This is a genomic window from Arcanobacterium ihumii (assembly GCF_900604515.1).
Lineage (GTDB): Bacteria > Actinomycetota > Actinomycetes > Actinomycetales > Actinomycetaceae > Arcanobacterium_A > Arcanobacterium_A ihumii.
This window is the reverse complement of record NZ_UWOS01000001.1, coordinates 1-14,444: the sequence shown is the minus strand read 5'-3', so window position 1 is coordinate 14,444 and position 14,444 is coordinate 1. Positions and strand designations below refer to the sequence as shown.

The following is a 14,444-nucleotide window of genomic DNA, read 5'->3' as shown; positions in this document are numbered from 1 at the left end:
TGAATACGCTCTATTCATCTCCACCTCAGCTTGTTCTTTCACAACACACATTCTTTAAAATAGGAAATTTAAATAGTTACGAAATAGTATCTTTACGAAATTATGACCAAATCATGAGACGTTTTTACTTAATCGTAGAAAAACAAATTATTTTTTCTTTAAGACCATCCAATAAAGTAAGGGGAGGCCACAATGACCGTTTTTGCTCATCGTGATCACGTGGGTCTTTATCAATCGAATTTTGAACATGACGCATGTGGAGTTGCATTCGTTGCCCACCTTGACGGTAAACCTCGCCACGATATCGTTGAAAACGCTCTCGAAGCACTTCGCAATCTCGATCATCGTGGAGCTACCGGAGCTGACGAAGCAGCCGGTGACGGTGCAGGAATTCTCCTTCAAATTCCAGATGATTACTTCCGCTCGACCGTAGGCTTCACGCTTCCTGAACAGGGTGAATATGCTGCTGGTATGGCTTTTCTTCCTATCGATGAAGCTGAACGCGCACAGGTGAAAGAGCGGATTCTTGAGCTCATTGAAGAAACTGATTTGGAATTCCTTGGCTGGCAAGAAATTGACGTTAAAACTGAAACTCTTTCGTCTATCTCACTAGGGGCGATGCCTCATTTTGAATTTCTCTTTGTAGCGGGACGTAATTCTCAAAGTGGGATCGCTCTTGATCGCTTCACATTTGTTTTAAGAAAGCGGATTCAAAACGAGCTCGATGTGTATTTTGCTTCCCTTTCTTCGCGTACAGTGGTCTATAAAGGTATGCTGACGACCAGCCAGCTTGAAGAAGTCTTTCCGGAACTTCATCATCCCAAGATGGCTTCAGCTCTTGCATTAGTTCACTCACGTTTCTCTACGAACACTTTCCCTTCATGGGACCTAGCACATCCGTTCCGCCTTATCGCTCACAACGGTGAAATTAATACTGTCATGGGCAACCGCAACTGGATGCGCGCTCGTGAGGCGATGCTTACCTCGGATAAGTTCCCGGGTAACTTAGAAAAACTCTTCCCTGTTTGTACTCCTGGTGGTTCTGATTCAGCCTCATTTGACGAAGTACTCGAGCTCCTTCATCTTGGGGGACGCTCGCTACCTCACGCGGTAATGATGATGGTCCCTGAAGCTTGGGAAGGTAATCGCGACATGGACGAACGCCGTCGTGATTTCTACGAATACCATTCTCTAATCATGGAGCCGTGGGATGGACCGGCGTCTATTACATTTACCGATGGTTCGATTATTGGAGGAACCCTTGATCGTAACGGACTTCGTCCGGGGCGTTATTGGGTAACTTCTGATGGCTTAGTAGTTTTCGCGTCCGAAGCTGGAGTTTTGGATATTGATCAATCCACGATCGTGCAGAAGGGGCGTTTGCAACCTGGGCGTATGTTCCTTGTTGATCTTGACGCTCATAAGATTCTTTCTGATGACGACGTTAAGAATGCACTAGCGAGCGAACATCCGTATGGAAAATGGCTTGAGAAGAATAAAATCGAATTAGATAAGTTGCCTTCCCGAGCGCATATTGTTCATTCACACTCATCTGTAACTCGTCGTCAGCAGGTGTTTGGTTATACCGAAGAAGAATTGCGACTAATCATCACGCCGATGGCAAATTCCGGTGTAGAAGCAGTTGGGTCAATGGGAACCGACACTCCGATTGCGGTTCTTTCTGAACGCCCAAGGATGATTTTCGATTATTTCACGCAGATCTTTGCACAGGTCACCAATCCTCCTTTGGACGCAATTCGTGAAGAGCTTGTAACCTCACTAACCACCAAGATCGGTGCCGAACGTAATTTGTTAACACCGACGCCGGAATCTGCGCGTCAAATTGTTATGCGTAATCCAATTTTGGATTCGGAACAGTTAGCGAAGATTGTTCGTTTGCGGGAGGGACATGTTTCTGGGATATCTTCCTACGTCGTCAAAGGCGTTTACAGAGTTGCTAACGGCAGGCGTGCACTTGAATCGAAGATCGATGAGATTTGCCAAGAAGTTTCCGCTGCGATTCGTGGTGGAGCTCGAGTCATTGTGATCTCTGATCGCCATTCGAATGCGGAATTTGCGCCGATTCCTTCTCTTTTGCTAACTTCGGCAATTCATCACCACTTGGTGCGTGAAAAGACACGCACTCAGGTGGGATTGGTGGTCGAAGCTGGAGACATCCGTGAAGTACATCATGTTGCTCTTTTGCTTGCTTACGGTGCTGCTGCCGTTAACCCGTATTTGGTGTTTGAAACTGCTGAAGATCTAGCACGCCGTGAACTATACGTAAATGTGTCTCCTGAAAAGGCGATCTCAAATATCGCGAAGGCGCTTGCCAAAGGCGTTTTGAAGATTATGAGCAAGATGGGTGTATCAACCGTTGCATCATACACAGGCGCACAGCTCTTCGAAGCAATTGGTTTGGATAGTTCCGTTGTTGATAAGTACTTCTCCGGTACAGCTTCACGAATTGGGGGAGTGTCCCTAGATGAAATTGCGCGTGAAGTTCATATGCGCCATCTTGTGGCCTATCCAGCAGACGGAATTCCGTTGGCACACAGAGACCTTCGCACGGGAGGTGAATACCAGTGGCGCCGAGAAGAAGAGAATCATTTATTGGATCCTGAAGCCGTCTTCAGACTCCAGCAATCCACTCGTAACGGTGACTACCAGCAGTTTAAGCAGTATTCGGCACTTGTTAATAATAACTCCACCCGCGTGATGACTTTGCGTTCGATGCTTACATTCCGTGACACGCAAGCAATCGATATTGAAGAAGTCGAACCAATTGAATCTATTGTTAAGCGCTTCTCTACTGGTGCAATGAGCTATGGATCTATATCGAAAGAAGCACACCAAACTCTTGCTATCGCAATGAACAGGCTAGGAGGAAAATCGAATACTGGTGAAGGTGGCGAAGACTCTGAGCGACTACATGACCCAGCTCGTCGATCTGCGATTAAGCAAGTTGCGTCGGGACGATTTGGTGTTACTTCCGAGTATTTGACTTATGCTGACGATATCCAGATTAAGATGGCACAAGGTGCAAAACCCGGTGAAGGAGGTCAACTCCCAGGGCCGAAGGTTTATCCGTGGGTCGCAAAAACGCGCCATTCAACTACGGGGGTTGGACTTATTTCGCCTCCTCCTCATCACGACATTTATTCGATTGAGGATCTCAAGCAACTAATCCATGATTTGAAATCCGCTAATCCACGGGCACGTGTGCATGTGAAGCTTGTGTCTGAAGTTGGTGTGGGAACAATTGCAACCGGTGTTTCAAAGGCCAAGGCAGATGTTGTGCTTATTTCAGGTCATGATGGCGGCACCGGAGCTGCACCGTTAACATCCGTTAAGCACGCAGGTGCTCCGTGGGAGCTTGGCTTGGCTGAAACTCAGCAAACGCTATTGATCAATGGTATGCGTGACCGCATCGTTGTTCAGGCTGATGGGCAGATGAAAACCGGTCGTGACGTCATGATTGCTACCTTGCTGGGCGCTGAAGAATTTGGCTTTGCAACTGCGCCACTCGTCGTTAGCGGTTGTGTAATGATGAGGGTTTGCCACAAGGATACCTGCCCAGTGGGAATCGCTACTCAAAATCCTGAGCTTCGTAAGAAGTTCACTGGAGATCCCGACCATATCGTTAATTATTTCCACTTTATTGCCCAAGAAGTTCGTGAATTGCTCGCAAGCCTAGGCTTGCGCAGTATCGACGAGGCTGTGGGAAGAGTTGACCTCCTTCGTACTGACGTCGCGGTGGGACATTGGAAGACTCATGGAATTGACCTTTCTCGAATCCTTGAGCCCGTGGAAATTGCTCAAGGTGAGTCTAGGCACTGTGTGACTACCCAAGACCATGGGCTTTCGGAAGCTCTTGATCGTGAACTCATTGAGCTTGCACAACCTGCACTTCGGAATGGTCAAGTTGTGAAAGAAACTGTTGAGGTTCGCAACGTGCATCGTACGGTTGGAACCCAACTCGGAAACGCAGTCACACTTGTAACCGACGGTAAAGGATTGCCTGACGGCACGATCGAATTCACTTTGAAGGGTACTGGCGGCCAAAGCTTCGGTGCATTCTTGCCACGTGGAGTTACCCTGCGCCTCATTGGTGATTCTAACGATTATGTTGGTAAGGGCCTGTCTGGTGGACGTATTATCATCGCCCCTCCTGAAGGCGTGGTATTTGACCCACAGCGTGAAATTATTGCGGGTAACGTTATTGGCTACGGTGCCACTTCTGGTCAGCTCTTTTTGCGCGGAACTGTTGGAGAACGCTTCTGCGTACGTAACTCAGGTGCCACCGCCGTCGTCGAAGGTGTTGGTGACCACGGTTGTGAATACATGACCGGAGGAGAAGTGCTTATTCTCGGTGAAATCGGACGTAACTTTGCCGCGGGCATGAGTGGTGGTGTTGCTTGGATCTTAGATCTCGATGAGTCTCTTGTGAATGGCGAACTAGTAGACGTCGTTGATCCTGACCATATTGATATTCAGAGGATTCGCGAACTGCTTACTGCACACGCTGATGAAACTGGCTCAGATTTGGCGCAGGGCCTCTTAGCCCAAAATGATGAAAAACTGAGCTCTCGATTCAAGAAGATTTTGCCTCGCATTTATGCCAAGGTAATGGCAGTTGCTCAGGATGCTCAGCTACGAAATCTCTCTGAAGAAGAAACAACCGAATTGATGATGGAGGTGGCCCGTGGCTGATCCTCGTGGTTTTATTACGACGGCGCGTCAAGTTCCTGAGCGTCGACCAATTAGCGAACGCGTTAACGACTGGAAAGAAGTTTATCCAGGGACGGTTGGACGAGCTTGCCTTCCGATTATCAGTGAACAAGCTGGGCGTTGCATGGATTGTGGTATTCCGTTCTGTAATAATGGATGCCCGCTCGGTAATCTGATTCCAGAATGGAATGATCTGGTTTGGCGCGATAAATGGCAAGAAGCATTGGAACGATTACATGCCACCAACAACTTCCCAGAATTCACAGGGAGACTTTGCCCTGCGCCATGCGAAACTGCATGTGTGGTTGGGATTAGTCGTGACCCTGTGACGATCAAGAATGTTGAAGTATCGATTATCGATAAGGCATGGGACGATCTTCGCGTGATCCCACAGCAACCTGAATGGCACACGTCCAAAACCGTGGCTGTTATCGGGTCTGGACCTGCTGGACTAGCGGCTGCTCAGCAATTGACGCGGGCGGGTCACACGGTTGTTGTCTATGAACGTGCTGACCAAGTAGGCGGATTGCTACGCTACGGTATTCCAGAATTTAAACTTGAAAAATCAGTTCTGGACCGTCGTCTTAAACAAATGGTTTTGGAAGGTACTCAGTTTAAAACCGGCGTCGAAATCGGTGTAGATATTCTGATCTCAGAGCTACAAGAGATGTATGAAGCCATTGTTGTTGCAACTGGGTCTACCATACCGCGAGGAATAACGGTTCCAGGGGTGGATCTCAAAGGAATCCATCAAGCGATGGAATACTTGCCACAGGCTAATCGTGCTGCATTAGGTAAAGATGTACCTAATCAAATTACAGCGAAAAACAAGAATGTGGTGATTATTGGAGGTGGCGATACCGGAGCTGATTGCCTTGGAACTGCAATTCGCCAGGGGGCAAAATCCGTTACTCAGCTCGAGATTATGGCACGTCCTGGCGATGAGCGGCCTGCGCATCAGCCATGGCCAACCTATCCGATGACGTTTAAGGTTGCCTCCGCGCACGAAGAAGGTGGTGATCGCGTTTATGCCGTCAACACGGTTGCGTTTACCGACGACGGTACTGGAGCGGTGTCGGGCCTTGACGTCGTTGAGGTGGAGTTCGTAAACGGAAAATTCTTGGCGAAAGAAGGAACCGAGCGACATATCCCAGCTGAGTTGGTTCTTTTCGCGATGGGATTTGTTGGTCCAGAGCGTGCAGGAATCATTGATGAACTTGGTCTTGAACTTGATGATCGTGGGAACATCACTCGAAACGAGGACTATTCGACGAACGTTACGGGAGTTTTTGCGTGTGGTGACGCAGGCAGAGGGCAATCCTTGATTGTTTGGGCTATCGCAGAAGGTCGCTCATGTGCTCGAGGTGTCGACGCTTTCTTGAGCGGAACTTCAAAGCTCCCACGATCGGTGTCTCCGCAGTTGCGGCAACTGATGCTGTAAATTCGAGGAACTAATAAGATGGAGGAAGTTCGATCGTTTCTCTAGAAAGTGAACGTTTATGTCGGTTCTTCCTCCATCTTCTTCCATCCTTATAACGGGCGCATCTCGTGGAATCGGGGTAGCGATTGCAACTCAGCTGGCGCGACCAGATGTAACACTTCACCTTGTCTCTCGTCGAAAAGAAGATTTAGAAGATGTTGCCGCACAGGTGTGCGAAAAGGGTGCGGAGGTTTACACTTACAGCGTCGATCTAGCTTCGGTTGAATCGCTCAGTGGTTTTCTCAAGGAAATTAAAAATCATGGCTTTGCCATAGATATGGTGGTCAATAACGCTGGCATCCTCGGTCCCGAATGTTTTCCATGGGAGGCTGAGATAGACGAGTGGTGGGAAACTCAGCTAGTGAACGTTCGCGCACCGTTTATCATTGATAGGGAATTGATTCCGTTGATGCTTACACGCGGCGGAGGGAGAATCATAGATACTTCTTCGGGTGCTGCGGTTTTGGACGATCCGCTTTATTCTTCGTATTTTGTATCAAAAACTGCGCTGATGCGCCTAGGCGGTTGCCTCCACGAAGCGGGACGTGACTATGGTCTTAAAGTTTTTGAAGTTGCCCCTGGAGTAGTAAAAACAGATTTCACCAAACGTATGATCATGCATGAGGGGCGTACACGATGGAATTCGCCAACTGAAATCTCTCAGATTATTGAGGCAATCGCTTTAGGCAAACTTGATGGATTATCGGGTACTCAACTTAGGGTTGGAGTCGATACTCTCCCTGATCTCATGCAGCGTTCAGAGCGAGGTGTAGACCAAAATGAGTGCAAATTGCGACTCTCGCCATGGGCAAAATGAATGAAATTTCTTAAAAAGAACGTGTCTCATCACACTGGAACATTTGTGCAAGTTAATTCGTCTTTAGGTATACTTATGCCTAGAAAGGATAGTAGCTTTCGCCTTGTCTGAATGTGGATAGTGGAAGCCTTAACCTCTTCGAACTTGACAGGTATAGGAATATAGGTCATTGGTGGACTTGTGAATAAAAGGCCACTTTGACCAGGGAAGGAGTTGTGGGTCATGTGGAAAAGGAAATTTGAACATGCTCTGTGGCAACCTTCCTGCTCGCCTCAGTTATTGATTGAAGATGCAAATGGTGCCCATGTGCGAGATTGCGAAGATCGTAGCTTCCTTGATTTGACGTCTGGTTTTGGAGCGAATCTCTTAGGATATCGCCATAAAAGGATCTCAGAATACGTTAAAAATAATGCAGACATGCTATTCGAAACTCCGCAAACTGTCACGTCACATTCGCAGATTTCACTGGCCAGTGATCTTCAAGCCTGTTTAACTGAATCAGGATATGTTGGTGCAAGTGCTCGAGTACGTTTTACTCGATCAGGGCACGAGGCTAATCGTGCAGCGTTAGAGATCGCACTGCAATTTAAGCCGCAGGGAAATATCGTTACGGTTTCTCCTGTATATTCCGATAGAGAACTCTATGGAGTGGTAGCACCAGTAGTTACCTTTGAGGAAGCTAGTTTAAAATCTCATGAAAATGGGTCAAGTTTTGGCGATTCTACCAAGATTATCTCGATAAAACCTAGCGTTGAACTACTTGAGCAAGTCGTCGACGAAGATACTGCGGCAGTTATCCTCGATCCATTTAGCTGGTGTCATAATGGTATCCTCGATGAGGAAATTTTTAGGCGTTCAAGCGCATTATGTGAGCGTTTCAATGCGTTGCTAATCCTTGACGAAACCCAGCTTGGCTTGGGGCGTACAGGGGATTGGTTCGTTCATGTTTCCCATGTAAAAGCGGATGTGATTACAGTTGGGCGTGGACTCGGCGGAGGCACTCCGTTGGGAGCAACTCTTCTTCTTTCACGCCGTGCCATGCAAGATTCGGATCGCCTTTCCGCTATGGTTCCTGCTGGCAATCCGATGAACTTCGGCATCGCTAGTGTAGTTCTAGAGGAAATTCGGTTATTGCTTCCGAATATCGATGAACTGGGAAGTTATTTAAAAGAATCCTTTCAAGATTTGGGATATGACGTATTCGGCAACGGCCTGCTCTTGGGTATCTCAGTTGCTAACGCTGAAGTTTTTCAAAAGGTTTTATTCGATCGTGGTTTCGTCGTAAATGCAGCATCGAACACAGTAATTAAGTTATTACCACCGCTAAATATAGCGATAGCGGACGTACAAGAATTTCTTCATGAGATGGAAGGACTAGTGGAACAAATTGGTTAACATCAACATTCCCAGTACTCGCACTGCAAGGCATGCGAAGATTGTTTCGATCGTGGAAAGACATAGTATTGCATCTCAAGGAGAACTTCGCGATTTTTTAATCAAAGAGGGGATTAGCGTAACTCAAGCTACACTTTCGCGCGATCTCGAAGAGCTCCATGCATTCAAAGAGTACTCAGCTGATGGCAAACGTGTATATCGAATCCCGGACATCGTTGAATTAGCGGACTCTGATTTTGGTGCACGCGCGCAACTTGAGCGGTGGGCGCGAGAAATCGTCACAAGTTCGCAGGCAGTTCTTAACCAAGTTATTGTACGCACTCCGCCTGGAGCAGCTCAGTTACTGGCATCTGCAATCGACCGCGCTGTTTTTGACGGTGTGTTGGGATGTATTGCTGGAGATGACACCGTGCTTGTTGTTACGACCTCGGAACAGCATGCCCAGCATTTCGTTAGCGAAATTATGAATTTAGCTCGCAATTCCCGAAGTGAATAAGACCTTTCTACAACAACCGAGAAATTAGATTTAAATGTTCCCTTCAACGGGATCCAAAGGAGAGAGAATGTCTGAAAAAGATCGTGTAGTTCTAGCGTATTCCGGAGGCTTAGATACCTCGGTTGCAATTGGTTGGATTGCCGAACAAACCGGTGCTGAAGTTGTTACGGTCTCTGTTGACTGTGGCCAAGGTGGAGAAGATCTCGAGGCAATTCGCCAGCGCGCTCTCGATTGTGGAGCAGTTGAAGCATACATCGCAGATGCCAAGGATGAGTTTGCTGAAGACTACTGTATGCTTGATCTTCAAGCCAATGGTCTCTACATGGATTCATATCCACTGGTTTCGGCACTGTCACGACCACTGATCGTTAAGCACCTCGTAACTGCTGCCCGTCAGTTTGATGCGAACGTCGTTGCCCACGGTTGTACAGGTAAGGGTAATGATCAGGTTCGTTTTGAAAATGGAATTACTTCTTTAGCTCCGGACGTTTCGTGCCTTTCTCCAGTTCGTGATCTGGCGTTGACCCGCGAATTCGCAATAAATTACGCAAATAAGCACAACCTTCCAATTGAAACAACGCACCACAATCCGTTCTCAATTGATCAAAATGTATGGGGTCGTGCGGTGGAAACCGGCTTCCTCGAAGATCTGTGGAATGCGCCAACCAAGGATGTCTACAACTACACGGATGATCCAACCTACCCGCCACTTCCAGACGAAGTAGTGATCTCTTTCGAAAAAGGAATTCCGGTTGCGATCGATGGCACACCGGTTACTCCGCTCGAAGCGATTGTCGAGATGAACCGACGTGCAGGTGCACAGGGTATTGGACGTATCGATATTGTTGAAGACCGTATGGTCGGAATCAAGTCGCGTGAAATTTACGAAGCTCCCGGCGCAATGGCTTTGATCCAAGCCCACAAAGAACTTGAGCGTGTCACAATGGATCGTGAACAGGCTCGTTACAAGCAGCGTGTAGCACTTCGCTGGTCTGAGCTCGTGTACGAAGGCCAGTGGTTCTCTCCACTCAAGCGATCACTTGATGCATTTATCCGTGACACCCAAGAATACGTTTCGGGAGATATCCGGATGGTTCTTCACGGCGGACGAGCGGTGGTAACTGGCCGAAAGTCTGAAACTGCACTTTACGATTTCAACTTGGCAACTTACGACGAAGGTGATTCTTTTGATCAGAGCTACGCCAAGGGCTTCATTGAAATCACGGGTCTAACGTCTAAATTGGCGGCTGCTCGTGATGTTAAATTTGGCAAGGGCGAGGCCATGCCAAAGCTAAACCTTTCCTAATAGTGATGTCGAATTGGGCGAACGTAACAAGTATGTTCGCCCAATTCGTGAAAGAATCGAACCGTGAATGAAGTAGTTTTTAAACAGTTAGATCATCGAACGATTCGAGAGTTCACTGACGAACCGGTACCTTTTGAAACTCTTGATTATCTCAAGGAAGTTGCCATTCGTACTGCGACTTCTCGGGGGCTTCAACAAGCATCGGTTATTAGAGTCACAGATAAGTCGATGAGGTCTGAATTGGCACGAATTGGTGAACAAGAATATGTGGCTCGGGCGCCGGAATATTGGCTTTTTATCGTTGATGTTTACAGGAACATTCAAATTCTCAACGAACGCGGAATTGATACTGCAAATGCAGGTACGATGGACGTTTTTATTGAAGCCTTCACCGACGCATGCCTGATGGCTCAAAATGTTGTAAATGCAGCTGAATCAGTTGGTCTTGGCACAAATTTTCTTGGAAATGTTTTGAATAATCCTAAAGAAGTAATTGGTTTGCTTGATCTGCCTAAATTCACTTTCCCGGTGCTCGGCTTGACTTTTGGATTCCCTAATCAAAAGCCCCAATTGAAACCGCGTATGGCGAGTGAGTTTCGATTTATGGAGAACGGATATTCGCATCATCCGTCTTGGATCGAATCACTCTCAACCTATGATGATGAAATGCAGACTTACTACGACTTACGCGATGCTAATCGCCGAGTTGATTCATTTACCGATCAAGTTTCACGTTTTCTAACAATCGCACGTCCACGTCGCGCTGAGGTACTTAAAGATGTTGCTGCCCAAGGATTTGGTAGCAAAGATCTGTGAAAGGAAGGTATGAAATATCTTTCCGTTGCCTTTCGTCTTCTTCATTCAGACCTGCGCATCTTAAACGAACCGGTATAAAAGAGAAAGAAAAAATAATGACCGAGCATATCGCTCTTTGGGGTGGACGCTTTTCGGGTGCTCCTGCCGATGCTTTGACAGAACTCTCGCGATCAACACACTTCGACTGGAGGCTGGCACGGTATGATATCGCAGGATCCCGTGCCCATGCGCGCGCACTTCACGGAGCAAATTTACTTGACGACGCCGAGCTTGAAGGTATGTTAGAAGCCTTAGATCGTTTGGATCACGATGTCGCTACGGGAAAGTTTTTCCCTGCTCCAGACGACGAAGATGTGCACACTGCACTTGAACGAGGTTTGCTAGATCTTGCTGGAGCTCAACTGGGTGGCAAGCTTCGGGCGGGTCGTTCACGAAACGATCAGATTGCAACTCTTATTCGAATGTACTTACGCGATCAGAGTCGTAACATCGGTGGAAAGTTGCTTGACGTCGTCGACGCCCTAATCGATCAGGCGACGCGCTCTGGAGAAACGATCATGCCGGGTCGAACTCATATGCAACATGCGCAACCTATCTTGGTAGCCCACCAGCTCCTTGCTCATGTTTGGCCAATGTTGCGAGATGTGCAGCGTTTGGTTGATCTTGATCAAAGAATGCGTATTAGCCCATATGGTTCGGGTGCTTTGGCAGGTAACACGTTGGGACTCGATCCTCAGCAGGTTGCACAAGATCTCGGCTTCGACTCTTCTGTGTGGAATTCAATTGATGGCACAGCCTCCCGCGATCTGATTGCCGAGTTTGCATTTGTCATGGCGCAGATTGGCGTTGATCTTTCTCGAATCAGCGAAGAAATCATCATTTGGAACACGAAAGAATTTTCGTTTGTTCGCCTCGACGATGCCTATTCGACTGGATCGTCGATCATGCCGCAAAAGAAGAATCCAGATGTGGCTGAACTTGCTCGTGGAAAAGCTGGGCGTTTGATTGGAGACCTCACGGGTTTGATGGCGATGCTTAAAGCTCTGCCCTTGGCATATGATCGTGACCTGCAGGAGGACAAGGAACCTGTTTTCGATCAAATCGATACCTTGAATGTTCTTCTTCCTGCGGTTTCTGGCATGATCCAAACAATGGTTTTGAACTATGAGCGGATGGAAGAACTTGCTCCACAAGGCTTTTCCCTTGCGACTGATATTGCGGAATGGCTGGTTAAAGAAGGCGTTCCTTTCCGTCAAGCGCACGAGATCTCGGGTGCGTGCGTATCTGAATGCGAACGTCGCGGTATTGAACTTTGGGATCTTTCCGACGACGATTTGCTAACGATTGATAGTCGCCTACATTCAGATGTGCGAACGGTGCTTTCAGCACAAGGTTCGGTTGCTGCCCGCAACGGACAGGGTGGCACTGCACCTCAACGAGTTAGAGAACAACGGATCGCGGCGCAAACCGAGGTATCAAAGATGCGGGCCTTTACGTCGTCGTCGGTTCTTGAATCAAAATAGGGATTTAAGCAATCGTGTTCCTTGTTCCTTGTTCCTTGTGCGAAGGGACGGACGGAATTCGTGTTCTTACTAGGTGTGAGGCAAAATAGCCTTTGGAAAGAAAAACAATAATGAAAGGGTTCAAAGTGACGGATGTTCTTGAAGAGCTTCGTTGGCGTGGGCTAATTGCTCAGCATACGGATATTGATGCGCTGTCGGAGGCGCTTAACTCTGGACCTGTAACTTTCTATTGTGGTTTCGATCCAACGGGACCATCTTTGCATCACGGGCACCTTGTTGCAGTTAAAGTAATGCGCCACTTACAAATGGCCGGTCATAAGCCTCTGGTTTTGGTTGGTGGAGCGACTGGACTGGTTGGCGATCCTCGTGCAAAAGGCGAGCGTACCTTGAATGAGCGTGAAACCGTTGCACAATGGGTTGATTCTCTGCGTGGGCAACTCGAATCTTTGCTGGATTTTGAGGGAGAAAACGCGGCACGTACCGTGAATAACTTTGACTGGACCGAGGAAATGTCGGCAATCGACTTCTTGCGTGACCTAGGTAAGCATTTCCGTATGGGAACAATGCTTTCAAAGGATATTGTGTCTCGTCGTCTTAATTCAGAAGAGGGAATTTCCTACACGGAATTTTCGTACCAAATTCTACAAGCTAATGATTACTTGGAACTCTACCGTCGGTACGGTTGTACGCTCGAAGTTGGTGGCAACGACCAATGGGGCAACCTGGTAGGTGGAATGGACCTTATTCACAAGGTAGAAGGTGCTTCGGTTCATGTTTTGACGAATCCGCTTATTACTAAAAGTGATGGCACTAAGTTTGGAAAGACTGAGGGAGGGGCAGTGTGGCTTAACCCAGAAATGCTTAGCCCTTACAAGTTCTATCAGTTCTGGTTGAATACAGCCGACGATGATGTAATTACGATGCTGAAAGTCTTTACTTTCCGTAGTAGAGAAGAAATCGCAGAGCTTGAAAAAGCTCTTGTTGAACGTCCATTTGCTCGTGAAGCACAGAAGACTTTGGCTGAAGACGTCACGACCTGGGTTCATGGTGCCGAAGCTACCGAACGCGTAAAGCAAGCATCGCTGGTGCTTTTTGGGCAAGCAGACCCTGTGGTGCTCGATGAACGCACTTTGCAAGACGCGGTAGCAGAGCTTCCTTCGGTTAGTACTCGGATCGGCACTGTGATTACTGATCTATTAGTTGAGCTGGGTCTTGAAAAGGGAAAGAGCGCTGCGCGTCGGACCATTGCTTCTGGCGGTGTTTACATTAATAATGTAAAGATTGACAATGAAGAACGAATCGTAGAACTGGGTGATCTATTGGCCGGCAACGTTGTACTTCTTCGTAAGGGTAGGAAGAACCTTAGTGTTCTTCATATTGATAAATAAGGGCGGATAGACGGTAATAGAACACTTGTGGCGGTGGTCAGGTATCGGCCTATCGGACGCTACCTTAAACGGTCAAATTAGATTAATGTGATCTTCCATCGAGTAGCGGGGGTTTCGCCAAAATAAAGGCGAAACCCCCGCTGTGAGTAGGGACACCGGATTCTGGTTTGAGCTACTAAGGAAAAGTTTGTAAAGTTCTATATGTCGCCGAGCGGCGGGCATGGAACTGAATTTTTCGAAAGTCAAAATTCTCAAAGATTTTGCATCGTGTGTTCGTATCTGAAATGCCTCTGGTTCAAGTCTTCTGGTCTTGACAAACTCGGTGCCAAGCCTTAAATTGGGCTTACCTCTTCAGCTTTCGGCTTTTGTTTTGTGGGTTGTTTGTTGGGTGTGGGTGTGTTGTTTGGGATCTCAATAGTGTGTCAGCTTTTTATGATGTTTTTTGTTGGTTGATGTTCTGTCTGGCCTTTTGTGGTTGGGTGGGGTGTTGGT

General features: G+C 47.5%; 9 protein-coding genes. All 9 read left to right on the top strand.

Annotated elements, in window-relative coordinates; genetic code table 11:
* Window positions 1-192 precede the first annotated feature (192 nt).
* The 9 genes from gltB (at window position 193) to tyrS (ending at window position 13,952) form a co-directional block, all read left to right on the top strand.
* Entirely contained in the window at window positions 193-4,713 is a 4,521-nt protein-coding gene (gene gltB / locus EIH22_RS00045; RefSeq protein WP_124053740.1) for a glutamate synthase large subunit, read from the top strand.
* The gene (locus EIH22_RS00040; protein ID WP_124053739.1) at window positions 4,706-6,172 is read left to right on the top strand and encodes a glutamate synthase subunit beta; all 1,467 of its coding nucleotides are present in this window, start codon (window positions 4,706-4,708) and stop codon (window positions 6,170-6,172) included. The genes gltB and EIH22_RS00040 overlap by 8 nt, the downstream gene beginning before the upstream one ends.
* 58 nt (window positions 6,173-6,230) lie before the next feature.
* Entirely contained in the window at window positions 6,231-7,028 is a 798-nt protein-coding gene (locus EIH22_RS00035) for an SDR family NAD(P)-dependent oxidoreductase (protein WP_124053738.1), read from the top strand.
* A 222-nt stretch (window positions 7,029-7,250) separates the two neighbouring features.
* The gene (locus EIH22_RS00030; RefSeq protein WP_124053737.1) at window positions 7,251-8,423 is read left to right on the top strand and encodes an aminotransferase class III-fold pyridoxal phosphate-dependent enzyme; all 1,173 of its coding nucleotides are present in this window, start codon (window positions 7,251-7,253) and stop codon (window positions 8,421-8,423) included.
* Complete coding sequence (locus tag EIH22_RS00025) at window positions 8,416-8,919, top strand: arginine repressor (RefSeq protein WP_124053736.1); 504 nt, start codon at window positions 8,416-8,418, stop codon at window positions 8,917-8,919. Before EIH22_RS00030 ends, EIH22_RS00025 begins: the two co-directional genes overlap by 8 nt.
* A gap of 67 nt (window positions 8,920-8,986) precedes the next feature.
* Entirely contained in the window at window positions 8,987-10,225 is a 1,239-nt protein-coding gene (locus EIH22_RS00020) for an argininosuccinate synthase (protein ID WP_124053735.1), read from the top strand.
* 63 nt (window positions 10,226-10,288) lie between these two features.
* A complete protein-coding gene (locus EIH22_RS00015; RefSeq protein ID WP_124053734.1) occupies window positions 10,289-11,041 on the top strand; it encodes a nitroreductase family protein in 753 nt (250 codons plus the stop codon).
* A gap of 95 nt (window positions 11,042-11,136) precedes the next feature.
* Window positions 11,137-12,564, top strand: a complete 1,428-nt coding sequence (argH, locus tag EIH22_RS00010) for an argininosuccinate lyase (protein WP_124053733.1) — start codon at window positions 11,137-11,139, stop codon at window positions 12,562-12,564.
* 125 nt (window positions 12,565-12,689) lie between these two features.
* A complete protein-coding gene (gene tyrS / locus EIH22_RS00005; protein WP_124054647.1) occupies window positions 12,690-13,952 on the top strand; it encodes a tyrosine--tRNA ligase in 1,263 nt (420 codons plus the stop codon).
* Window positions 13,953-14,444: the final 492 nt, after the last annotated feature.